Annotated in this window: 23 protein-coding genes; 10 read left to right on the forward strand and 13 right to left on the reverse strand. The window is 46.8% G+C overall.

All coding sequences use genetic code 11. The features are described from left to right. Positions 1 to 269 precede the first annotated feature (269 nt). The gene (locus NDA03_RS07110; RefSeq protein ID WP_348237687.1) at positions 270 to 464 is read right to left on the reverse strand and encodes a hypothetical protein; all 195 of its coding nucleotides are present in this window, start codon (positions 462 to 464) and stop codon (positions 270 to 272) included. Here NDA03_RS07110 and NDA03_RS07115 point away from each other — a divergent pair. Then, complete coding sequence (locus tag NDA03_RS07115; RefSeq protein ID WP_348237688.1) at positions 435 to 1,931, forward strand: tetratricopeptide repeat protein; 1,497 nt, start codon at positions 435 to 437, stop codon at positions 1,929 to 1,931. The genes NDA03_RS07110 and NDA03_RS07115 overlap by 30 nt on opposite strands. 21 nt (positions 1,932 to 1,952) lie before the next feature. Then, a complete protein-coding gene (locus NDA03_RS07120) occupies positions 1,953 to 2,705 on the forward strand; it encodes a WD40 repeat domain-containing protein (protein ID WP_348237770.1) in 753 nt (250 codons plus the stop codon). 106 nt (positions 2,706 to 2,811) lie between these two features. Here NDA03_RS07120 and NDA03_RS07125 read toward each other — a convergent pair whose 3' ends face one another. Continuing rightward, on the reverse strand, positions 2,812 to 3,261 hold the full coding sequence (locus NDA03_RS07125) for a GAF domain-containing protein (RefSeq protein WP_348237689.1): 450 nt from the start codon (positions 3,259 to 3,261) through the stop codon (positions 2,812 to 2,814). A 156-nt stretch (positions 3,262 to 3,417) separates the two neighbouring features. After that, positions 3,418 to 4,242, reverse strand: coding sequence for an SDR family NAD(P)-dependent oxidoreductase (locus NDA03_RS07130; protein ID WP_190534782.1), 825 nt, complete (start codon positions 4,240 to 4,242; stop codon positions 3,418 to 3,420). A gap of 606 nt (positions 4,243 to 4,848) precedes the next feature. Here NDA03_RS07130 and NDA03_RS07135 point away from each other — a divergent pair. After that, entirely contained in the window at positions 4,849 to 5,037 is a 189-nt protein-coding gene (locus NDA03_RS07135) for a hypothetical protein (RefSeq protein ID WP_348237690.1), read from the forward strand. Beyond that, complete coding sequence (locus NDA03_RS07140) at positions 5,021 to 5,908, forward strand: mechanosensitive ion channel family protein (RefSeq protein WP_348237691.1); 888 nt, start codon at positions 5,021 to 5,023, stop codon at positions 5,906 to 5,908. Before NDA03_RS07135 ends, NDA03_RS07140 begins: the two co-directional genes overlap by 17 nt. 63 nt (positions 5,909 to 5,971) lie before the next feature. Here the strand turns inward: NDA03_RS07140 and NDA03_RS07145 are convergent, their stop codons facing one another. The 5 genes from NDA03_RS07145 to purE form a co-directional block, all read right to left on the reverse strand. Further along, positions 5,972 to 7,177, reverse strand: a complete 1,206-nt coding sequence (locus NDA03_RS07145; protein ID WP_190411395.1) for a 4-hydroxy-3-methylbut-2-enyl diphosphate reductase — start codon at positions 7,175 to 7,177, stop codon at positions 5,972 to 5,974. 99 nt (positions 7,178 to 7,276) lie between these two features. Further along, the gene (locus NDA03_RS07150) at positions 7,277 to 8,143 is read right to left on the reverse strand and encodes an SGNH/GDSL hydrolase family protein (protein WP_339380495.1); all 867 of its coding nucleotides are present in this window, start codon (positions 8,141 to 8,143) and stop codon (positions 7,277 to 7,279) included. A 92-nt stretch (positions 8,144 to 8,235) separates the two neighbouring features. Next, positions 8,236 to 9,723, reverse strand: a complete 1,488-nt coding sequence (locus tag NDA03_RS07155) for an ammonium transporter (protein WP_339380590.1) — start codon at positions 9,721 to 9,723, stop codon at positions 8,236 to 8,238. Positions 9,724 to 9,971: 248 nt separating this feature from the next. After that, complete coding sequence (amt, locus tag NDA03_RS07160) at positions 9,972 to 11,582, reverse strand: ammonium transporter (RefSeq protein ID WP_190411393.1); 1,611 nt, start codon at positions 11,580 to 11,582, stop codon at positions 9,972 to 9,974. Between the two features lie 789 nt (positions 11,583 to 12,371). Then, entirely contained in the window at positions 12,372 to 12,893 is a 522-nt protein-coding gene (purE, locus tag NDA03_RS07165; protein ID WP_190411392.1) for a 5-(carboxyamino)imidazole ribonucleotide mutase, read from the reverse strand. A gap of 76 nt (positions 12,894 to 12,969) precedes the next feature. Here purE and nagA point away from each other — a divergent pair, with 76 nt between their 5' ends. The 4 genes from nagA (at position 12,970) to NDA03_RS07185 (ending at position 15,887) form a co-directional block, all read left to right on the forward strand. After that, positions 12,970 to 14,244 carry an N-acetylglucosamine-6-phosphate deacetylase gene (nagA, locus tag NDA03_RS07170; RefSeq protein WP_348237692.1) on the forward strand — a complete coding sequence of 425 codons (1,275 nt, stop codon included), beginning with the start codon at positions 12,970 to 12,972 and terminating at the stop codon, positions 14,242 to 14,244. Positions 14,245 to 14,344: 100 nt separating this feature from the next. Next, complete coding sequence (gene bchM / locus NDA03_RS07175; RefSeq protein WP_190534788.1) at positions 14,345 to 15,031, forward strand: magnesium protoporphyrin IX methyltransferase; 687 nt, start codon at positions 14,345 to 14,347, stop codon at positions 15,029 to 15,031. A gap of 41 nt (positions 15,032 to 15,072) precedes the next feature. Further along, positions 15,073 to 15,495: a hypothetical protein gene (locus tag NDA03_RS07180; RefSeq protein ID WP_190436438.1), complete on the forward strand. Its 423-nt coding sequence runs from the start codon at positions 15,073 to 15,075 to the stop codon at positions 15,493 to 15,495. A gap of 17 nt (positions 15,496 to 15,512) precedes the next feature. Further along, positions 15,513 to 15,887 carry a DUF423 domain-containing protein gene (locus NDA03_RS07185; RefSeq protein WP_190534835.1) on the forward strand — a complete coding sequence of 125 codons (375 nt, stop codon included), beginning with the start codon at positions 15,513 to 15,515 and terminating at the stop codon, positions 15,885 to 15,887. On the opposite strand, the gene NDA03_RS07190 is transcribed toward NDA03_RS07185, so the two are convergent. The 5 genes from NDA03_RS07190 to NDA03_RS07210 form a co-directional block, all read right to left on the reverse strand. Beyond that, positions 15,884 to 16,504 (reverse strand): dual specificity protein phosphatase family protein, encoded by a 621-nt coding sequence (locus tag NDA03_RS07190; protein WP_190534791.1) that lies wholly within the window; start codon positions 16,502 to 16,504, stop codon positions 15,884 to 15,886. The genes NDA03_RS07185 and NDA03_RS07190 overlap by 4 nt on opposite strands. A 510-nt stretch (positions 16,505 to 17,014) precedes the next feature. Continuing rightward, positions 17,015 to 17,779: a nucleotidyltransferase domain-containing protein gene (locus NDA03_RS07195; protein ID WP_348237693.1), complete on the reverse strand. Its 765-nt coding sequence runs from the start codon at positions 17,777 to 17,779 to the stop codon at positions 17,015 to 17,017. 366 nt (positions 17,780 to 18,145) lie between these two features. Further along, positions 18,146 to 18,496, reverse strand: a complete 351-nt coding sequence (locus NDA03_RS07200) for a DUF6717 family protein (RefSeq protein WP_190411478.1) — start codon at positions 18,494 to 18,496, stop codon at positions 18,146 to 18,148. A 393-nt stretch (positions 18,497 to 18,889) separates the two neighbouring features. Further along, positions 18,890 to 19,825 carry a nucleotidyltransferase domain-containing protein gene (locus NDA03_RS07205; RefSeq protein ID WP_348237694.1) on the reverse strand — a complete coding sequence of 312 codons (936 nt, stop codon included), beginning with the start codon at positions 19,823 to 19,825 and terminating at the stop codon, positions 18,890 to 18,892. A 32-nt stretch (positions 19,826 to 19,857) separates the two neighbouring features. Beyond that, positions 19,858 to 20,025 carry a hypothetical protein gene (locus tag NDA03_RS07210; RefSeq protein ID WP_190411385.1) on the reverse strand — a complete coding sequence of 56 codons (168 nt, stop codon included), beginning with the start codon at positions 20,023 to 20,025 and terminating at the stop codon, positions 19,858 to 19,860. A gap of 123 nt (positions 20,026 to 20,148) precedes the next feature. On the opposite strand from NDA03_RS07210, the gene egtC reads away from it, so the two are divergent. Then, positions 20,149 to 20,937, forward strand: a complete 789-nt coding sequence (egtC, locus tag NDA03_RS07215; RefSeq protein WP_190526751.1) for an ergothioneine biosynthesis protein EgtC — start codon at positions 20,149 to 20,151, stop codon at positions 20,935 to 20,937. Then, on the forward strand, positions 20,927 to 22,216 hold the full coding sequence (locus NDA03_RS07220; RefSeq protein WP_348237771.1) for an SUMF1/EgtB/PvdO family nonheme iron enzyme: 1,290 nt from the start codon (positions 20,927 to 20,929) through the stop codon (positions 22,214 to 22,216). The genes egtC and NDA03_RS07220 overlap by 11 nt, the downstream gene beginning before the upstream one ends. Positions 22,217 to 22,343: the final 127 nt, after the last annotated feature.

Consider the following 22,343-nt stretch of genomic DNA (forward strand, 5'->3'; position numbering starts at 1 on the left):
CAACTGAAGAGTCAACTTGGTCTGCGGGTTGATTGCCTACTGCCACCAGCCCAAGAAACCGTCCCTCCTACCCGATGCCTTTTTGCCTGAGTCTATTTAACCCGAACTCACGTGTTCTTAATTGTTTTGCATTGAGTAGATTTAACTCTAATTTGTTTAGGTAAGATATGGGGTAGAACCCCACCCCCAACCCCCTCCCCGCAAGCAAGGAGGGGGCTAAGAATTGAGGATGAGGCTAAGAGGTAAAGAAGGGGTTTAATAGATTAGGTTTATGAGCTATTGCGATCGCTATCAGACGCAGATGCGGCTTGGGCTGATAAATTGTTGCGATCGCAAGCTTTAGGGTAGTTCATTCGCTCACTTTGAGATTTTTGACGCTTTACTGGGAATACTAAGTTTGGATTCCTGGTAAGGTCAATCAAATTAGTATGAGCATGGACTGGACTACCCTGCTGCGATCGCAACAAGCTGACTTCCTCCAAAAGCTGAAAACTTTCTCTATAGCTAAACTACAGCCACTCCCTAAACTTGCGCTTTCGGTTTTCTTTGCATTAATTATCAGTCTGGTATGGGTTGTCATCCCTGGTGTCAGCATAAATAAAGCTTTAGCTACTGAAGCTCTCCTAATCAATCAACTTCAGCCAGTATCATTGGAAAAAAATCCGCTCAGTTTTTTTGAAAAATTAGGAAATTTTATTACCTCTGGCAGGGGTTTTTTGTCTGATAATTCAGTTCTCTCTGCTAATTCTGTTCTTAGCCCTTCTTTTGCACCTACCCTGGCACCTACCTTTGTACCTACCCTAGCACCTACCCTTGCGCCTACTTTTGCACCTACTCTTTCTTTGGTAAGGATTGATTCCTTTTTTACAGTTCAAGAGTTAAACTTGATTAACATTAATATTGGTGACAAGGAAAATACCTCTTCTTCTATTTTGAAATTCTATAAAGACGGATTAAAGAAAATTAGAGAGAAAGGGGATTATAAGAATGCTATTAAGGATTACAGCAATGCTTTAAGTAAAGGCGACTTTGCAGAAGGTTATGTTAGTCGAGGACGTGCATATTCAAGATTAGGGGATGAGCAAAAAGCCCTTGAATATCACCTAAGAGATATTGAAAAGCAGGAATTAGAGTTAAGCAACAAGCAAAAAAAACTTGGATATCAGCAACAAATTATTAAGTATCAAGAAAAATCGAATGAATATCAACAGAAAGCAATAGCAGATTATACTAAAGCATTGGCTGTAAATCCCAAGTTTCCTTTTGAGCCAGAGGACGGCAAGTGGCAACCCGATCCAGATCGCTATGTTGAACCACTACTTGGACGAGCCGCTGTCTACATTAAATTGGGTAACTATCAGGCAGCACTTGATGATTTCAACGAAGCTATTAAGCGCAATCCTGACTTTTACGATGCTTATTTAGGTCGGTCAACCATCTACCTTGGAATAGGAAATTATCAGAAAGCGATTGAAGATTTGAACGTGGCACTCGATCTCAATCTTGACTATCCATCTGCCTTTTTAAGGCGTGGTTCTATCTGGGGTGAATTGGGAGAACATGAAAAAGCGATTGAAGATTTTAATGAGGTGATTGAAAGCAAAGCGGAAGATGCCAGTACCTATTACGCTGATGCTTACTACAAACGGGGTCTTGCTTACTTAAACTTGGCAGAGAATCAGAAGGCGGTTGAAAATTTAAATGAAGCAATTAAGCTGGATTCTAAATACCGCGAAGCCTACTATAGCCGAGGAATTGCCTACGATAGACAAGGGAAATATAACGAAGCAATTAACGATTACAGTCAGGCATTGCTAATTTACAATATCACAGGGCATTCAGGAGTGTTTGCTGCGGTTCGTTCAGTAGCTATTAGCCCTGATGGAACAACATTAGCTAGTGGCAGTGATGATGACAGTATTAAGCTGTAGAACCTAAATACCGGAAGAGAAATCAAAACAATTTCTGGACATTCTCTAAAGGTTCGTGCAGTCGCATTCAGTTCTGATGGGCAGCTTCTAGCCAGTGGGAGTAATGACAAAACCGTTAAATTGTGGAATGCACGTACTGGAAAAGAAATTCGCTCTTTATCTGGGCATTCAGACCGTGTTACTTCCGTTGCTATCAGTCCTGATAGACAGATTATTGCTAGTGGAAGTGATGACAAAACAATTAAATTATGGGACGTGAATACTGGAGAACAAATCCGCACGCTTTCTGGGCATTCAGATTATATTCAGTCCCTCGCTTTCAGTCCTGACGGGCAAATACTTGCCAGTGGAAGTTGCGATAAAACTATCAAACTCTGGGACGGAAAAACAGGAGAAGAAATTAGCTCCTTAGAGGGTCATCAAAGGTGTGTTCGTGCTGTTGCCTTTAGTCCTCAAGGTAATACCTTAGCTAGTGGTAGTGAAGACCATAACATCATGATATGGAACTGGCAAACAGGACAGCTAATTCGTTCTCTTAGCGGTCACACTGATCAGGTGACATCTGTGGCGTTCAGCCCTGATGGTCAAATCCTTGCTAGTGGGAGTGATGACAAAAACATTAAACTATGGGATATACAAACTGGACTAGAAATCGGCACCCTTTCTGGGCATCAATCTTATGTTGAGTCAGTTGGTTTCAGTCCTGATGGAAAAACTCTCGTTAGCGGTGGTGGTAGTTATGATAAAACTGTTAAGGTTTGGCAGGTACAATAGCGGTAAATTGAAGATACTGCTGAGTAAGCGATCTCATCCCCTTCACACTTGCGCGATCGCATTCCCCACACTGCAAGCGCGATCGCTTTTCCTTGCAAATTACCCTCTACTTCATGGTTGTCTGGTATTGATAAACCAGTGGAGCAACTTCAGAGGCGTAAGCAGCCAAAACACGTTCTGCTTCTTCGTCAAATAAGCTGCCGTCATTACGATTCCAAGCTTGTAGCGCTCCCAAAAGCTTGCCTTCGTAGTAGAGTGGTACGGCTAAAGCTGTCTCAATTCCCAACGCTTTAGCATGATCTTGCCGGACTCGGCGATCGCCCTCAGTACGACAAACTAACACGGGTTTGTCGCTCTGAAATGCCGTACCACACAATCCGGAAGTCGCTGCGGCAACCCTTTTGTCCAACACCCACTCAGCGTGCTTGCCTATTGCTGCCGCATAGTAGACGGTTTCCCCTTCGGACTCAGCTAGTACCACGGAGGCTGTTTCAGCATTGACAATTACTTGGATGCGTTCGGCAATGCCATCTAATATCTGGCGATTTTGACTCATCGTTAACATCTCTTTATCTGCAATCAGTCTATCCAAATACAGTTAGGTTAAATGGCACTAACGCTCGGAGCCTGGAAATAAATTTCACAGCTAAAGTAGAGACACGATTAATCGCGTCTCTACTCTGGAATCAGATTCGCCTGTTAACAGCAGACTTTAACGCGAAATTATTCCAGCCTCTCGGAGTCTGTGGTAGCGCTTTTGTTTATACTTCGACAGGGGTGCTGCTAGCAGTAAAACTTTCTCTAGCAGCCAAGGTGCAATGCGATTGCACCACACAGCTAAATGACTTTGCCATCCCACCAAAATTTCTGGCGATTCCTTTTGCAGTCCAGTAACGAGTGCTTGAGCAACTTTTTGAGAAGTCGTAGGCACTACCCAGCGAAACCACTTTAATTCTCGCACCATGTCAGTGTCGGTCAAAGATGGCAGCAAAGCCATCACCCGGATATTGTAGTCAGCGAGTTCGCCGCGCAAGGCTTGGGTGAATCCCAAAATTGCAAACTTAGTGGCGGAATAAGTCGCCATCGTCGGTGCGGCAATTTTACCCATCAAGCTAGAAACGTTCACGATGGTTCCTTCCCGTTGGGTTGCCATACGTCGAGCAACCAGACGAGTCATGGTGTACATTCCCATTAAATTAATCGCGATTTCTTGCTGCACATCTGGGAGTTGAGATTTCAAAAAGGGCGCTTGGTGTGCAACTCCCGCACAGTTGACGAGCAGATGAATCTGACCATAATCTCGCCAAGCTTGAGCGATCGCAATATTCACTTCTACTATCTGAGCCAGATCCAAAGGTAGAATCGCGGCTTCTACGCCAAGTGCTTCGACTTCGGCGGCGACTTCTGCTAAGCGATCTGCGTCGCGTGCCACCAGCAACAGGCGTTTAGCTCCTTGTTGCGCGAGTTCAAGCGCGATCGCTCGCCCAATTCCACGGGAAGCTCCAGTAATCAGAGCCGTCTTTCCTTGAATATTCATAACTTAAACCTTCTCCATTTGAGGTCTCACCGCGCTGATAGTGCCGAGTTCAAGATGCAAGAAGTAGAGGTAGCATCTTCTAAGCTCGCAGTGAGGAAAACAGTAACTCGTAATTACAGATGAGTTGAACTGAACTGTTGGGAGCAAGACATTTCTCAAAATTCTTGCAGGGAACCCTATTTTTGTAGACAAACCTGAGAAATGTCTTTCCGGGAAACTTCAGTCAAATAAGAGTTGGACTGGCAGTACGTAAGGGGAACACGAGTTAGGAACCAGATGAAATTGAAGAAATGCATTTTGAATCGTGAAACAAAGAAATTCCTCCGCCGTCTAGCAAGGTTGGTGTACCGTCAGAGAAATAAAGTTTCAGGCAATCCTGCAATCAGTGAATGGGTGTACAGCCAAGTTTGATGTAGAGCATGGATGGCACGTCTCCTAAAATACGGGCATTGACCAGAAGCAACTCTTAAGCACACCTTAGCAACTGCATCAACGAATCGCAATAAATTTTAATAAATTCTGCTTAACATTCCGTTACAAAATTGCCAAATGCTTTGCTGGAGCTAAATTGGGCGAGGTGTTCCTTTGGGGAAGTCAAGGGATGCCGTGAGCGCAGGAGCGGGCGACTTCCTATTTACTGGTGTTGTGGAACACACTGGGCGTCCGAAGAGAGCCAACCAAAAAGCGATCGCTCACTCACTCCAAACCACAAGCGAAAAACCGAGCGGTTTTGAGATATTTGATATCCTGGCAAAAGTTAAGTTGATCCCCTTCGCCTATGGCTGCTTTGATTAAAGAAATCCAACAGAGCTTATTAAACCTGATGGGTCAAACTATTGAGGCACTACCAGGAATTTTGATGGGGATCGCGATCCTCTGTTTAACCCGGTATGGAGCGAATCTAGTTCGGCGGCTCGTCCGTGGCGTTGGCAGGCGTGCCCTGAAAAACCCATCACTGCGCCTGCTACTCGTGCAGACCAGTTTTGTAGGAACCTGGGTGGTAGGGATTCTCTTCGCCTGTGTTGTTGCCTTCCCAGACTTGCGGCTGGGCGACATCATTGGTTTGCTGGGACTCAGCTCGGTAGCGATTGGCTTCGCCTTTCAAGATATTTTTAAAAATTTTCTGGCGGGAGTCCTGCTGCTGTTGCAGGAACCGTTTCGGTTGGGGGATCAAGTGATAGTAAACGGTTTCGAGGGAACGATTGAAGAAATTTCCCTGCGCGCCACCCAAATTATCACCTATCAGGGAGAGCGCATCGTCGTGCCAAATGCAATCGTCTTTACCAGTCCGGTGCAAGTGCTGACGGCGATGCCCCACCGCCGGACTGATTTAGAAATTGGCGTTGATTACAATACCCCTTTACCCTACGCCGTCGAAACTCTGCTCGAAGCCGTGTTAAAAGTCGAGGGCGTTTTATCGAAGCCAGCACCGGAAGTAGATGGATTGGGCTTTGGTGATAGCTCGATGAACTTGGTCGTCCGCTATTGGACATCGCCGCACAAGGTAGATGTGCGCCGCACTAGAACCAAGGTGATGATCGCGATCAAACAAGCTTGCGATCGCGCTGACATTAACATTCCTTACCCCATCCGCACGCTTTACAACTACAATCAGCAGCAGTTTAACGATGCTTCCCCAGTTACAGATGGTGCCCAAAAAAGCTGAGAGTTTTGAGTTTTGAATTGAAGAAAAACTCAAAACTCAAAACGAATTCATCCCCTAATTTTGTTAAACCACCGCAGCCACTTTCAGCTCAAAAATCCTCTCGATCGTATCCTCTACCACCTTATCGGGAGTTGAAGCTCCAGAAGTAACTCCTACCACGATGGGACCAGCGGGGAGCCAATTTTCCTGAACTTCCAAATCGCCACCCAGCGGCTTATGCTCCACACGATTGCCAGGGCCAATTCGCTCGGCGCTATCGATGTGATAGGAAGGAATTTTCCGCTCAATGGCAATTTCTTGTAAGTGCGTCGTATTGGAAGAATTGAACCCCCCAATCACCACCATGAGATCTAGTTTTTCATCTACTAGCTGAAACATGGCATCTTGCCGCTCTTGAGTGGCGTCGCAGATGGTGTTGAAGCTTTGGAAATGCTCGTTCAACTCGCTTGGCCCATACTTTCTCATCATCGTGCGCTCAAATAGCTTGCCGATTAGCTCGGTTTCGCTCTTGAGCATCGTGGTTTGATTAGCAATACCAATCCGCTCTAAATCGGTGTCGGGATCGAATCCCTCTGAGCAAGCGCGGCTGAATTTTGTCATAAATTCGTCGCGACTCCCGCCATTGAGAATGTAGTTAGAGACATACTCCGCTTGTGCCAGATTCAGCACGATCAAATACTTGTCAGCAAAAGAACTGGTGGCGACAGTTTCTTCGTGATTGTATTTGCCGTGAATGATCGAGGTGTAAGCTTTTTTCTTGTGCTTTTCGACCGTATTCCAAACTTTAGAAACCCAAGGACAGGTTGTATCCACAATCTTGCAACCCTTGTCGTTGAGCAGCTGCATTTCCTGAACGCTGGCACCAAATGCCGGTAAAATCACCACGTCACCCGCATCGACAACGGAGAAGTCTTTTTCCCCTTTCTCTACTGAGATAAACCCTACTTTCATGTCGCGCAAGCGCTGATTCACAGAAGGGTTGTGAATAATTTCATTAGTAATCCAAATCTGCTCGGTCGGGAAGTGCTGGCGGGTTTCATAAGCCATTGCGACGGCGCGTTCCACACCCCAGCAAAAACCAAACGATTCGGCTAACCGGATGGTGACATCACCGCGTTTCAGGGTGTAGTTGTTTTCCCGAATTTCCTGAATGAGATGGCTCTGATACTCGGATTTGAGGACACCAGCAACTTCCTCTTGATGACCAAAGCCCTTGCGATGGTAGTTCTCAGAACTGTTTAATGACCGTTTGAAGGCTTTTGTATCCATGCAGCCGTTTCCTCTCTCATTCTGGTGGTTCTCCTCGTCGATCATAAAATGCCTGGACGCTCAGCTGGCGTAACCCAGCAAAGTCAAAGCCAGGAATTTTTAATTGGCTTTGCTGGGTTCTGTTTCCACCTGCATGAAGAATTGAAGGGCATAGCGCCAAATAACATAGCCTTGGGGACTTAGGTGCAAGCCATCCGTCGTCAGTTCGGGCTGTATATTGCCGTTACTATCGGCAAACAGGGGATAGAGATCGAGATAGCTGACAGATTCCGAACGAGCGATCGCGCCCAGTTGTCGGTTTAGTTCGCGGATGCGACTGCTAGGGATAGCAATCAGGCGATCGCGTCCCACCCAGGTTGACTTTTTACCGCCGTGGGGCAAAATCGACTGCACAACAATCTGTGCTTGGGGATGAACCCGTCGCAGATAGCGGATAATCTGTCGCTGGTTCGCCAGAATTCTCCGATCGCCCACCCCTCGGATCAGGTCGTTAATGCCAATCATCACCAAGATCGTTTCCGGCTGAGTTTCGTCCAACACATCCAATCGGTTGAGCAAACCCCCTGAAGTATCTCCAGAAATTCCTTGATTGAGCCAAGTGCGCTCTGTGGGCAATAGCTCCGAAGGAAACCACAGACTGAGCGAATCCCCAGCCAGTACGGTTAAATGTTTGGGATTTTTGGTTGCGGCTACCTCCGCTTCTTGCCTGAGCAGCGTCACCCACTGAGCGTAATTCAGCTGGTGGCGCGGCCCTAACGCGGGTGTGGAAGGTAGTGTTTTCGTCAGCAGGCTGGTAGAGACGTCTTCTGGGATCGGCTCTACAGAGGTAGCATCGCTAGCTTGTAACCTAGCTGATAGCCACCGATCCCGATTCAGCAACAAAATTACTGTTAGCATCAGCAACCCGTTAGTAGCTAGGGACAAGAGCGCCCAAGCCGGAAGAAAGGTTTTCGAGCGAGTGGACACACTAAATCAGATTCAGCACAGGTTGAATTTAATCTTAAATTGCTAGCATCCACAAATCGAGCGATCGCCTAGCTGCCAATGGAAATTGCCAATTATTCGCCTTTGAAGCTCAGTCCAGTGGCAAAATCCTCTCCATAACCTTCTTCACCATGCTCGTTGATGTCTAAACCTTGGTCTTCAGCGTTAGGTTTGACTCGCAAATCCATCGCCAAACTTAAAAGTTTGAGGATAGCAAAAGTGCCCACCCCGGCAAACACATAAGTTGCTAAGACACCGACAATCTGTTCCCATAATTGGACGGGATTGCCGAAAAATAAACCGTTGTCTCCTGCTGAGTTAACGGTTGTCGTCGCAACCAGACCCGTCAGAAGCGCCCCTATCGTCCCGCCAACGCCGTGGATAGGAAAGGTATCCAAAGAATCGTCAAACTGCAACTTGGCTCGGAGACTGACGGCAAAGAAACAGCAAACAGAGGTAACGGAACCGATGAAGATGGCTCCGAGCGGATTCACGTATCCGGCTGCCGGGGTCACGCCAACCAGTCCGCCGAGGAAACCGCTGGCAATGCCAATTGCTGTCGGTTTGCCTCTGAGTAGCCATTCCAGGATGACCCAAGTGAGACCGCCGGCTGCCGCAGCGACCATTGTGGCGACGAAAGCTACCGCTGCTAGGGAACCTGCTGTTAAAGCACTCCCGGCATTAAAGCCAAACCAGCCAAACCAGAGCATACCGATTCCGAGTAGCACGTAAGGCACGTTATGGGGTGCGTGTGGTGTCACCATGAAGCTTTTTCGCGGCCCAATCACCCAAGCGGCGACGACAGCAGAGACGCCAGAGCTGATGTGTACGACGGTTCCTCCAGCAAAATCTAAGGCTCCAAATGTACCGATCCAGCCTTTGCCCCAAACCCAGTGAGCTAAAGGAGAGTAGATAAAGGTAGACCAAAGCAGGATGAACCAGAAGTATGCCTTGAAACTCATCCGCTCCACGATAGCCCCAGAAATTAGGGCTGGAGTGATGATGGCAAACATCATCTGGTAAACCATGAACACTTGATGGGGAATCGTGCCAGCGTAACCGACCGGATCGGGTTGGTCGAAGGCGACGTTATTCAAAAATAGCCAGTTCAGGCTGCCAATGAAGGGATTGGCACTGAAAGGAGGATCGGCTCCAGGGGTCAAGGAAGTGGGTGCAAAGGCGAGGCTATAGCCCCACAGAGTCCAGGTAACGCCGACAACTCCCATGAGGATGAAGCTCATCATAATGGTGTTGAGGACGTTGCGCGATCGCACTAATCCGCCATAGAAAAAAGCTAACCCAGGCGTCATCAGCAGCACTAGGGCTGATGAAATTAGCATAAATGCGGTATCGCCTGTGTCGATTTTCGGAGCCTCAGCAACCGCTGGCGACGCTTCCTGACGCGAAGCATCGGCTGGTTCCCCAGGAACCGTTGCGGGAGCGGACAATTCCGGGGAAGGACTCACCGAAGGCGATGCGTCTTGGGCAAGCGCATTTCCTACCATTGGGCCACCCAGAAGACACAGCGCCAGTATCCAAGTAATGAGAACTTTCTTGATCACTGATTTGGTTCCATCAACGCGATCGCTTTGTTAAGCAAATGAATCTGATTGCACCAATTTCAATCAGGTCAATTCTGTATCAAAGTATACAAATTAGCGGAGTTGCCTATAAATATTTCACCCACAGATAGACGACAAAAATGAAATCCGCCCTACTCGCAACTCTATAGAGTTGGGAATAGGGCGGACTCTATGGGGAAAGGAGAAAACTCAAAAGAACAAAATGCTTTCTTTTGGTTTATCTGTCGTTACTTGACATATTCACCGGGCGGAGTCGGCATTCCACCATGCTTACCAGTATCAGAAAACCCAGCAGAGCTTCCTTCCTTAAGGAATCCACTGTAAGCTTCCATGCCATGTTCTCCGATATCCAAACCTTCAAACTCCTCTTCTGGAGTGACTCGGATACCGAGGGTCGCTTTCAACGCCAGCCAGAAGATTGTACTGAGTAGAACGGTTATGCCTCCCACTGTGACAATACCAATCAGTTGAGTGATCAACTGTCCGAGACCACCACCGAGCAATAACCCCTTGGTTGGGCCAAGACCCTCACCGTACCAGGAATAGACACCAGGACCAGCAGCAAATAAACCCACTGCCAGAGTCCCCCAGATACCACAAACCAGGTGAACTGAGGTCGCGCCCACCGGGTCATCAATTTTGATTTTGTCAAAGAGAGTGACAGCGAAAACAACTAATACTCCGCCAACCAAACCGATGATCAAAGAACTGCCAATGCTGATAAAAGCACAGGAAGCTGTCACCGAAACTAAGCCAGCCAAAATGCCGTTGATAATCATCGACAGATCCGGCTTACCCAGGTACAACCAAGCTGTAATGGTAGCGGCAATTCCACCCGCAGCACCCCCCATGTTGGTTGTCAGGGCAATGTGAGTAATGGCGTTTGGATCGGCAGCCATTGTGGAGCCAGGGTTGAAACCAAACCAGCCCAACCAGAGAATCAAAGTGCCCAAGGTGGCAATGCTCAGGTTATGACCAGGGAAAGCAACGCTTTGCCCGTCTTGATATTTACCAAGCCGTGGCCCTAAGAATGCGGCTCCCATCAAAGCTGCCCAGCCACCCACTGAGTGAACGACCGTGCAACCCGCGAAATCCCAGAAGCCTCTGGTTTGCAGCCAGCCACCGCCCCAGATCCAGTGTCCGGTGAGCGGGTAGGCAATCCCGACGAGTAAGAGGCTGAAGATTAAGAAGTCAACAAACTTAATTCTTTCTGCAACCGCTCCAGAAACAATCGTGGCGGCTGTTCCGGCAAATACTAGCTGAAACAAAAACTTAGCAGCTAAGGGAACGCCAGCCCATTTCAGAGAGCCAAAAACACCTTGATAGGCATCGTTGGTGGCAGGGCTGTTATCGGCTCCGCTCAAAAACCACCCGCTCAAACCAATGAAAGGATTGCCGTCCCCGAACATCAAGCCAAAACCAATCGCCCAAAACGCGACGGTCGCTAGAGCAAACACAATCAAGTTTTTGGCAAGAACGTTGACCGCGTTTTTCTGGCGGCAGAAGCCAGTTTCTAACATACAAAAGCCAGCGTTCATGAAGAACACCAGGAAAGCAGCGATCGCTACCCATAGGGTGTCTAGCGCTACCTTCAACTCGGCTGTTGTCGGCCCCTCAGCTGCCGGAGCATCCTGGGCGACTGCTGCATAACCCCACACCATCACAATCAAAATGGCGATAGGAATGCAAGCTTGCCAACTTGGAGTCAGCCGCTTAATGGCAATTTGCAACTGCTTAAACATCGTGGCAGTCCGGGGAGATTGGACTTGCCAATTAGAAGACAATCGCTTCTTTTTGGCTTTCGATTTCTTCTTTTTGAGCGTTAATTTAGGCATCATCACTGCACTTTCCTCAATCAGTCCAACACATCCATCGGTTTAGTCAAAAATCAGTAAATCCAGTCATTTGAAGTGAGTATATGACAAAACCTTACAGGCAACTCGTTAGGGATTTTTTCCTTTATCAACATCTAGACGGGATGTCTAATTTGTCCGGGAAATTTTAAGATTTTGTATTTTCCGAGGCGGGATATTCTGTATCGAAAGTTACATTTTTAGATTCTGGCTCTGGCATCTCAACCCGCAGAACTCTCCTGGAAGTATAAATCGCGGGAGTTTGAGCGAACTTGGAGCTAAATTAGTTTATATCCATCTATGGGGGGATGCCCCAAAGAAAAGCCTAAATTTATTAAGCGAATCCATTAAGACTTCAGAAGCTTAAATTTCTCCGGAAATCCCATATTATAGAAACTTAAATTAAGCAATTACTTTATTAAATAAATGCTTTTATAGAAACTTTCCTATAAATTAAATGCAAGTTTTTTTATTTTATATTTGATGAACAGATAAAAACTGTTACTAAAATAGCAAAAACAAGGTTATCAATTTTTTTTAGGACAAGATTAAATTTGACTTTGATCGCGAAACATTCAACGAATAGATTGGGTCTAAATCTCAAAGAAACCGCCCCTGTCGCCCCTCCAGTTCCGCTAAAAATGAAATCAGCAGTTTTCTTGACGCACCTCGCTATCGGTAAACAAAGCGATTGGCATCAAAAAATTATTCTTGAGATTTCAATCGTTTCTCCTCTCTGCCAAGCCTAAAAAAACAACTGACTCGCCCTTAAAATTAGGGCATCTTCTCCAAATACTGCTTATAGCCGATTTCATCCAGAAGCTGCTGCTTCTCCATCACGGAATCGCTTAAACTGCGGCGATATTGCTGCACTCGTTCGAGTAATTCTGGCTGGTGGGATGCCAAGATTTGCACAGCCAACAAACCGGCATTTTTCGCATTACCAATCGCGACAGTCGCAACGGGAATTCCCGCTGGCATTTGCACGATGGAATAGAGAGAATCAACGCCCTGTAGGTGACGGCTGGCGACTGGCACCCCAATTACTGGCAAAGGTGTCAGAGACGCTACCATACCGGGGAGATGGGCAGCGCCACCAGCACCGGCGATAATCACTTTGATGCCGCGCTGGTGGGCTTGTTGGGCGTATTCCACCATCCGTTCCGGGGTACGGTGGGCAGAGACGATGGCGACTTCGCAGCCGACGCCGAATTCTTCACAAATTGCGATCGCGCCTTGCATTGTGGGCAGATCGGAATCGCTACCCATAATGATGCCAATTAACGGTTGAGTCATTTTTTCGGGAGTTATATCAGTTGGTTGTTAGATAAACTGGTGTCTGCTCGAATTTAGGTATCTTGTCGCAAAAGTGATGACAGACGCAACAACGCTATCCATGACTGCCCCAATCGTGATTCGCAATGCTCGATTCCGAGGCTACGAAAGCTTACAGCAGATTTGGATTCATCAGGGCAGGATTGAGCAAATTCTGTCAATGGACACTGTATTCAAAATGGTTCCACCTGAGGATTTGCAAGTGCTGGATGTGGAGGGAGATTGGGTGTCGCTGGGTGGTGTCGATTTGCAGATTAATGGGGCGTTGGGGTTGGCATTTCCAGAATTGAATCTGGAAAATTGCAATAAGCTACCGGAAATTTGTAAATTTCTATGGCATCAGGGCGTTGATGGATTTTTACCAACCATCGTTACAACATCGGTTGAGAACATTCAGCGATCGCTCTCCATTTTCTCTAATTTTGCCGCTTCCCAGCACCAAGATCGAACCACTGCCGAGATTTTGGGGGTGCATTTGGAAGGACCATTTCTCAATCCCCAGAAGCGAGGCGCACACCCCGCCGAGTACCTATTGCCGCTAACGATTGACAACGTGAAACGGGTTTTGGGGGATGATGCAGAGATTGTGAAAGTGATTACTTTGGCACCAGAATTAGATCCAACTGGGGAAGCGATCGCGTATTTGCGAAGTCTTGGGATCACCGTCAGTTTGGGACACTCCCAAGCTACTGAAGCCCAAGCGCAGCAAGCTTTTAAACTGGGAGCATCGATGGTGACTCATGCCTTCAATGCCATGCCCGGATTACATCACCGCGAACCCGGCTTATTAGGAGCCGCCCTGGTTCATCCAGCCGTACAGTGTGGTTTAATTGCCGATGGTCAGCACGTCTCTCAGACGATGATTCAGCTGCTGCTACGCGCCAGTTCTACCCCCTTAAACCAGGGGCAGCAGGGGGAGCTATCCGAGCAAGGCATTTTCCTGGTTAGCGACGCCTTAGCACCCTTGGGACTCCCCGATGGCATCTATCCCTGGGATACGCGGCAGATAGAAGTGAAAAACGGCACCGCACGACTCCCAGATGGAACCTTATCGGGAACAACATTACCCCTGTTAGTCGGAGTGCAGAATCTAGTCCGTTGGGGGATTTGTGAAGTCGAGACTGCGATCGCCCTTGCTACCGAATCGCCACGACGCGCTATGGGCTTGCTCAAAGAACCGTCAAAACGCGATCGCCAAAAAAACAACAAAACCAGTCCCTATCCTAATCAACCCGCTCATCAACTGCTGCGCTGGCATCTAGACGAATCAACGAATGGACTCACCTGGCAGCGCTTATTACCCAATGCCTAAAATAAGCAATGCCTCTCTTCCTCTGCGTTCTCCGCGTCCTCTGCGGTTCGTATAAATGGTAAGTTTAACCGTTGGGAACACTTCGATAAAATCCAATTTCATGAACGCAGCAGACGATAAAACAATTGTCAAAGACTATTTCAACTCCACCGGCTTCGATCGCTGGAGACGCATTTACGGCGATGGTGAAGTTAATAAAGTCCAACTAGACATCCGCGAAGGACATCAGCAGACAGTCGATACCGTACTTAGCTGGCTGAAAGCCGATGACAATCTCGCCACTCTATCCATCTGCGATGCTGGTTGTGGCGTCGGTAGCCTCAGCATCCCCCTCGCCGAAGCGGGTGCCAAAGTCTATGCCAGCGACATCTCTGAAAAAATGGTCGGAGAAGCCAAGGAAAGAGCCGAGTCAGTTCTAGGTAACGTTAGCAATCCGACTTTCACCGTACAAGATTTAGAAACATTAAGTGGCAAATATCACACCGTTATTTGCTTAGATGTCCTCATTCACTATCCTCAAGACAAAGCCGCCGAGATGATTTCTCATCTCACTTCTATGGCAGAATCTCGGATAATTCTCAGCTTTGCGCCGAAAACTTTAGCCCTCAGTTTGCTCAAAAAAATTGGCAGTTTCTTCCCCGGTGCCAGCAAAGCCACTCGTGCTTATTTGCACCGAGAGGCTGATATCGTCAAAATTCTAGAAAGTAACGGTTTTTCGATTCAGCGACAAGGAATGACGAAGACTCGCTTTTACTTTTCTCGCATACTGGAAGCCACGCGAAAGTAAGGTTAAGATCGCGGCTGTATTGACAACATCGGCTGGGCACCATGAAGCTCATCAAAAAACTGTCTGCGGGCTTGCTACTGACATTTGGCGGGATTTTGCTAATGATTCCGCTCATTGTTTATACCCTGCCGAATCCGAATGCTAGCCCGGAGGATAAACAGGAAGATGGAGACGCTGCCATCGGGGGTCTAGTTTTAGGACTCCCAGCGGTAGCCCTTGGAGGTTGGCTGGTGTGGGGATTGCGGAAACAACACTCGAAAGAAACAAGCGATCGCCTCCAGTCTACCTTTTACCAGCTACTGAAAGAAGGCGGTGGAAATATCACCACCTTACAGTTTGCGATAGAGGCGAAGCTAACAGCTGCGGAGGCAAAGCAGTATTTAGATGATAGAGCTAAAGAATACGATGCTAACTTTAAAGTAAGTGAGGAAGGAGGAATTTCTTATTACTTCCTGTTGAAATAAGAGTAGTTGAAATTATGATGACGCAGATTTTTTTATGCATCGCATCTATTTTAGGCGGATTGTCCGTCGCTGCTGGTGCTTTTGCCTCCCACGCTTTGAAAGAAAAACTCAGCGAACGGGCAGCAGAAATCTTTGAGACGGGTGCCCGTTATCAGATGTATCACGCATTAGCTTTGCTACTGGTGGCATTATTATTAAGTCGCGCCGAGGCAGCACAGTCAATCCTTGTGGCAGCTGGGTATGCCTTCATCGTTGGCGTCGTCCTTTTCTCAGGCAGTCTTTATGCTTTGAGCCTGACGGGTGTAAAGTGGTTGGGACCAATTACTCCACTAGGAGGCGTAGCCTTTATTGTGGGATGGGGTTGTTTAGCAGTTGCTGCATTCAGATTTTAAATAGTTAGCCTTTTCAGCAAGTCCCGCTGAGCTTTACTAAACTCAATTCCAGAACGTTTATTCTTGATCAGTGCTTCTGCTTGGTTCGCATTATTCACAAGCCCCTTGGCAATCAGTGTAGCAGCAACAACTGTTGCTGAACGCCCATGCCCAAGGGCACAGTGAATATAAATATTCCCCTGCCATGCACAGATTTTATCAATCAATTTTTGGAAGACTTGATAATCTGGCACGGACGCATCTAATGTAGGAACGCAGATATAAGCTCTTCCTGAAGTAACGCTTTTAGGTTCTGGGAATTCTGCTGTTAAATCAACTATTAAGCTGATATTATCGGGCAATTCATTAAGAAATACTCTACGACCCAGCCAGATGCCAGGTACTATCTCGTTACAACATTCCTCTTTCCCAATCAGTCTTTGAAAATGCCAGCTTATCCAGGTTAATAATAAGTAGGGCATTAATAAGCATATATTCAGCCATCCCATCGTTCCATCTGACCGTTTTCCAAATACTTTAGCTCCCAGCCATCCGTATGCTGCTCCTACTGCAATAAAACTAACACCAATCCATAGAATTAACCATCTAGCATTACCAAATCTCAAGCCAAATGCCATTAGGTAAATACCACTCAGAAAAAATATTAAACTATACTTCATTATTTGTTGGCAATAGATGCCATTCTTAACAGCACTAATAGATTATTCAGTTAAAAACTTGTTAATTTTATATTTCGTTACCTCAAGCCAACCTACGCTTACTTGTACAAACTATCAGACTCGTAATATTTGTCATACTCTGGACCTGATGCATCTTCCCAAGGTCTACTATTCACAGATTTGTATCGCGCCCCGCAGTTTTCGCAGCGGTAAAAGCTGCGAGAAGGTTGACGAGTAGGCATAATCAACGAGTAACACTTTAGCTTCCGCTTCCTACAAGTTGGGCATCGGATACCAATCAATTGAATCAGCCAGCCCAACCCAGCACTAATCAAAATTGCTAGTGGAAAGGCAAGAATTACACCGATAATAAAGATGAAATTATCCAAATATTTCCTGGAAAGCCAAGAATTACACCGATAATAAAAGTGCTAACATAATCAGCCAATAAGATGCCATCAATTACCTCTAATTATTAGTAAAAGACGCTAGGCGCAACCGCACCAGTAAATCGTTCAGCGCATCTTTACTAGATGGGGATTCGGGCAGGTGACTACTTTGACTAGCTTTCTCTAATTCGCCGCACAAACGATTAAATTCTCCGCGATAAAATGCTATATCAGCATCTTCCAAAACAGATTTTTCTGCTCCTGCTAACTTTCGCTCAATCAAGTCGGGAATATAAGGCAATTTAAAAATATCATTTAAATGAACCAAATTAGCTTCTATAACACCCGTTCGCATTAAATGAATGCCAGTTAATAGCACTCGATAAACATAAAGTAACGGCTTAACACGATGCGGATTTTCTTTCTCGAAAAGCCGCCATTGCGTATTTGCAAAGCCGAGATAATGGTGAGAGTGGTGGCGGGTGATGCAACCTTTGGCAATCTCTTTTAATTCTTCATGTTCTGGCGTCGTGTGGAAAATTAGCGGTGAATATAGCTGCTCTAATACATAACCGTTCTTTTTAAGAAGTAGCGAAAAGAACTTTTTGACATCGTGAGTTACAAGGTCAATTTCCAGCTTGTCCCGTACTTCTGAAACTTCTATCGTTTCACGCCCAATATCTAATCCAACCACCTCCGACACTGGCAGAATGTGTGACCCGCGCAAGTCATAATCAGAATCGGGAGATGGAAAGCCATACAGATGTGCGCCGCTGATTGTTGCGAACAAAAGCGGATAAGGTTGCTCAGAAATGACTGGGAGTAGTGGCTGTGCTATTACCATAATTTATTAATGGGTATTGCCGATAGTTAAGAAGTAAGCTTATAGTATGAATTAACTGCTACAAAATCCGGGTAAATACACCCTTAAACTACTCAAATCGTGGTTTAAGGGTGTTTTTTAGCTGAGTTAAGGTTTCAGGATTGACAGAAGAAAGAGCGATCGCATTGAGAAAGGATGTGCAATGTGTCATCAAGTAAAGTCTTTTACAAAGAGGAAGGTTGCAAAAAGTTAGTTTAGGCTGGATTGCGGAACGAAACCCAACACTCCTAAGCATTAGTTGGACTTCACTGTCGTTCAATCCAACCTACTAATGATTCATTCTTCGTTGCTATCTTCCCAGGAACCTCTTTTCGATTACCCATTCGCTTAATCGCGTAGCTTTTCTGCTTTGCAGTAGAGTTTCCTCGGTGCTTCATTGAAGTATTTAAACAAGGCGGGACATAACCATCCTTCCTTGTTATTTAACTCCCAGCGATACCAATTGCCACCATACTCTTCTCTTACCAAAGTTAGTTCCGCCTGATATCCGGGAAATGGGTTTCCTGAGAACAAAAGCTTAAAACCTTTCTCAGCATTGGGAATCTCTTTAACCAGAAGATCGATCATCTCAGGAATCCCGCTGACAAAAGGCTCTCGTACAAGTCCGACACGCTCATCATCAAACACCCAAGTGTGTTCGTAGCGATAGGGGAAAATCACCATCATTGCGTTAGACATTGGTTCAGCCTTGCAATAGATTTTCTGTGGCGTTACAGGGAAATATTTAAACAATGCTGGACTTAGCCAGCCTTCTAAATTTTTGGCTTCCCAGCGATACCAGTTACCGCCGTACTGTTCTCTCACCCAAACCAGTTCTGCCTGATACTCTGAAAAAGCGATTGGAGAAAACAAGAGTTTAAAACCTTGAGCAGCATTGGGAATATCTTGAACCAGACTGTCAATGATTGCAGGCATCCCGCTGACAAAGGGTTCGCGGATAAGTCCGGCTGGCTCATAGTCAAATACCCAATAGTCTTCATGACGATAGGGAAAAATTACCATCATTGCATTAGGTATCATCTGAATTTCCTCTTTTTTTTTGACGTCTTTAACATCTTTGAAATTCAATTTCTAAACCATACTTCGACGTGCTTTAATCAAAAAAGCATTTGCCTTTTCATAATCCGGACGTTCTGGCAGCGATGTTGTGGCAAAGGCGTCATCAAAGTGGCGATGCAAGCTGAGCCTCCAAGCGTTAACTTCTTCCCAAGGCATCTCCCCGTTGCGGATAGCCAGCAGTTGTAGTCGGTGTTCTTCGACGCGAACTGGGACAAAACCCTCTTGCAGCACGGTGATGCCCGACAACAACAGGCGGATTAGATGCATCGCGTGCTTCCATTTAAATTCCCCCTTTGTACGGATATCTTGTTCAAGTTTTTTGAACTGTGACATCACATATCCGTTATATGTCTGGTAAACTAACTGAGAGAGAAAAATAGACCGAATTCCTAACAATTCTTCAGCCAGGGGCATCACCATTTCTACACCTGGTGTGTAGAGGCACTCTAAGACATTCGGATTTGCTTTGAGTGCCAAGGTCAAAAATTTCTGGAGTTCCCAGTAACACTCCTCGTTCTCTTTATTTTCTAACTGCTCCGGAATTCCGTAGAGCGACCACTGGATATCGGCGGGTGGTAAGTAAATGCCGCGTCGGTCAATATCAGAGTTGGCATGATCTAAACCGTAGGCTCTTGAACCGACGATACAGCGGTAAATGACACACTCGTAAAGGTCAAAATCGGCAAGAACGGCTCCTGGTAGTTGCAGACCTTCTTGTTGCCAAGATGAGTGGATGGTGAGTTCTGAGCGCCGTAGAGACGCCTCTCCCCCGTCTGGAAACTGGACGCGATAGGCGTGGGAGTTGTCAATGGGTGATTTGATAATAACGCCGACGGTGCCGCGCGATCGCGCAATTTCACCCGCAGCATCTTGAATCTCAACACGAGTCACTATCTGGGTTCCAACGGGCAAAATCAGATTGGGGTTAAAGGCTAAACTCTCTGACAATTATTGCTCCCCCTTTGGACTGGTATTCTCCTCTACGCTGCCATAGCCAAAGATGGCGTGTCTACAATATGAAGTATTGTCAAAAATATGAAAGCGATCGCTCTTGCATTTGCAGTATAAGTTGCTACTTTTGGCTGCGGATTCTCTTGGACGACTGATGGTTCAACAAAAATAAGCTTTTCATGTGGAACGACGTTCATCTAACGAACGTCAAACTCATCGGTTTCTCAGCAATTTCCTATCGCCAATTCACCCCAAATCTCAGCCTTTTTTAAGGTTTGGAGCTTAATCTCAACCATTAATGTAGGAGCAAACCCTAGAAAATGTGCCGTATACTTGGCTACCTCGGTTCGCCTATTCTACTGGACTGCCTTTTGTCCAAACCGGAACACTCGCTGATTGTCCAAAGCTATGAACCCCGCGAGATGACCTCTGGTGTCGTTAGTGCCGATGGTTTTGGAATTGGCTGGTATCACGCCCAAAAAGAGACCGACCCCTTTATCTACAAAAATTTGCTGCCCATTTGGGGTGATACGAATGTCTCCAACCTCAGCCGTTATATTGAGTCGGGATGCGTCCTTGCCAATGTTCGCAGCGCTACTACTGGTCAGTCAGTAGATTTGAGTAACTGCCAGCCGTTTCGTTCCGAGCGTCTGGTATTCACTCACAACGGTGCGATCAAAAACTTTCGCAAGACACTTTATAAACCGATTCGGAGCCGACTGAGCGATGAAATTTACCAATCTATTGACGGCACGACAGACTCCGAGCATATGTTTGCCTTATTCCTGAATGAATTGGCATCTAACCCTGGGATGAGCTTGGAAAAAGCACTGTACAAAACGTTGATGACTTTAACCGAGTTAGCTGATGCTTACCACACACCAATCTCTGCCAACATAATTGTCACAGATGGACATCGGATGGTTGCCTCGCGCTTTGCTCAGGGAACAAATGTTCCCTCACTGTATTGGCTGCGGGACGATCCTATCTTTCCAGAAGCAGTAGCGATCGCATCTGAACCATTGTTTACTGGCAACTGGATCGGGTTCCCCGAACAAAGCATGATTAGTGTGGGAGAAGACCTTGAAGTTCAAATCCATCAACTCTGAAGTAGCCAGAGCGAGTACCCTTGATGAGCGGCGGCAACAAATCAAACAATCGATGCAGCGCTGCCGTGCCGGTACTTTAGCACTGTTTGAAGGCATTAACTATGACACCTTCTGTCGTCAGGTGCATCCCGACTTTAGCCCGATTGGCTGGCATTTAGGCCACATTGCTTACACCGAGGCTTTGTGGCTGCTGGTTCGTACTGCGGGTAAAACGCTCGAACTTCCCTTTGGAAAGGGGGGACAAGAGATCGCCCATTATCAACGCTTATTTGCGGCGGATGGCTTACCCAAAATGCAACGGGTTTATTTACCCCTGCTCACTGAAATTCGCTGCTATCTGCACGCAGTCAGAGAACAGGTATTCGATTACCTGGAAGTCGCGCCTTTAGATGAGCAAGAACGCCTTTGGCGCTGGTTGATTCAGCATGAGAGCCAGCATAGTGAAACTATCTCCTTCGTGCTGCAATTACAGCGTCGAGACGCCCAATTCCACGTAGGAAGTCGTGCTAACCTACCGGCAACGTGCAATCACCCCATCTTAGAGGAGATGGTTGAAATTGCGGCGGGTGAGTTTGAGATGGGCAACGAGTCCATCGAAGCTTTAGACAACGAGCGTCCAGTTCACCGAGTTTACTTGGATACCTACTGGATTGACCGTTATCCCGTCACTTGCGGACAGTACCGGGCGTTTATGGAAGCGGGAGGATATCAAAATGCCCGATGGTGGACAGAAGCTGGGTGGAAATGGCTGCAAGAAAATCCCGTGAATCAGCCGCTATACTGGGCACCTGACACAGCTTGGGATAATCATCCAGTCTGCGGCGTTTCCGGGTACGAGGCACAAGCGTATGCCCGATTTGTGGGGAAGCGACTGCCAACTGAGGCAGAGTGGGAAAAAGCAGTCAGTTGGGATGCGATCGCACTGTGTCGCCGCACATATCCCTGGGGCGAGGCGGAGCCAGATGCCCTGCGATGTAACCACGACAACTCAGCGGGGCAAACGACACCCGTAAATGCTTATCCCTCTGGGCAGAGTGCCTATGGTTGCTACGATATGCTCGGCAATGTCTGGGAGTGGACTTCTACCTGCTTTGATGGCTATGACGGTTTTGTCAGTTACCCTTACGTTGGTTATTCCAAGACTTATTTTGATGGAGAGCATCAGGTATTGAGAGGTGGTAGCTGGGCGACTCGTCCCGCCGCTTTGCGCTCTAGCTTCCGCAACTGGTATTATCCGAGCGTCCGTCAGATTTTGTCTGGATTTCGCTGTGCGAAGTAGCTATATCTATAGCGGTTTTCATTCAAGTGCAATAGACACACTCGGAACCTCACCCCTAGCCCCTCTCAGTGAACGGAGAGGGGAGAATATTGAACTTCTCTGGGTAAATGGGGAAGAGCTGGGTGGG

It is taken from the genome of Trichocoleus sp. Lan (assembly GCF_039961855.1).
GTDB lineage: Bacteria > Cyanobacteriota > Cyanobacteriia > Cyanobacteriales > FACHB-T130 > FACHB-T130.

What these genes read in the sequence shown, in the direction of transcription:
- NDA03_RS07125 (WP_348237689.1), bottom strand. Translation starts at nt 3,261, where the DNA reads ATGAGTCAAAATCGCCAGATATTAGATGGCATTGCCGAACGCATCCAA.
- NDA03_RS07140 (WP_348237691.1), top strand. Translation starts at nt 5,021, where the DNA reads ATGGCTGCTTTGATTAAAGAAATCCAACAGAGCTTATTAAACCTGATG.
- nagA (WP_348237692.1), top strand. Translation starts at nt 12,970, where the DNA reads ATGACAGACGCAACAACGCTATCCATGACTGCCCCAATCGTGATTCGC.
- NDA03_RS07115 (WP_348237688.1), top strand. Translation starts at nt 435, where the DNA reads ATGGACTGGACTACCCTGCTGCGATCGCAACAAGCTGACTTCCTCCAA.
- NDA03_RS07180 (WP_190436438.1), top strand. Translation starts at nt 15,073, where the DNA reads ATGAAGCTCATCAAAAAACTGTCTGCGGGCTTGCTACTGACATTTGGC.
- NDA03_RS07210 (WP_190411385.1), bottom strand. Translation starts at nt 20,025, where the DNA reads ATGAACGTCGTTCCACATGAAAAGCTTATTTTTGTTGAACCATCAGTC.
- amt (WP_190411393.1), bottom strand. Translation starts at nt 11,582, where the DNA reads ATGATGCCTAAATTAACGCTCAAAAAGAAGAAATCGAAAGCCAAAAAG.
- NDA03_RS07145 (WP_190411395.1), bottom strand. Translation starts at nt 7,177, where the DNA reads ATGGATACAAAAGCCTTCAAACGGTCATTAAACAGTTCTGAGAACTAC.
- NDA03_RS07200 (WP_190411478.1), bottom strand. Translation starts at nt 18,496, where the DNA reads ATGTCTAACGCAATGATGGTGATTTTCCCCTATCGCTACGAACACACT.
- NDA03_RS07185 (WP_190534835.1), top strand. Translation starts at nt 15,513, where the DNA reads ATGACGCAGATTTTTTTATGCATCGCATCTATTTTAGGCGGATTGTCC.
- NDA03_RS07130 (WP_190534782.1), bottom strand. Translation starts at nt 4,242, where the DNA reads ATGAATATTCAAGGAAAGACGGCTCTGATTACTGGAGCTTCCCGTGGA.
- bchM (WP_190534788.1), top strand. Translation starts at nt 14,345, where the DNA reads ATGAACGCAGCAGACGATAAAACAATTGTCAAAGACTATTTCAACTCC.
- purE (WP_190411392.1), bottom strand. Translation starts at nt 12,893, where the DNA reads ATGACTCAACCGTTAATTGGCATCATTATGGGTAGCGATTCCGATCTG.
- NDA03_RS07195 (WP_348237693.1), bottom strand. Translation starts at nt 17,779, where the DNA reads ATGGTAATAGCACAGCCACTACTCCCAGTCATTTCTGAGCAACCTTAT.
- NDA03_RS07190 (WP_190534791.1), bottom strand. Translation starts at nt 16,504, where the DNA reads ATGGCATTTGGCTTGAGATTTGGTAATGCTAGATGGTTAATTCTATGG.
- egtC (WP_190526751.1), top strand. Translation starts at nt 20,149, where the DNA reads ATGTGCCGTATACTTGGCTACCTCGGTTCGCCTATTCTACTGGACTGC.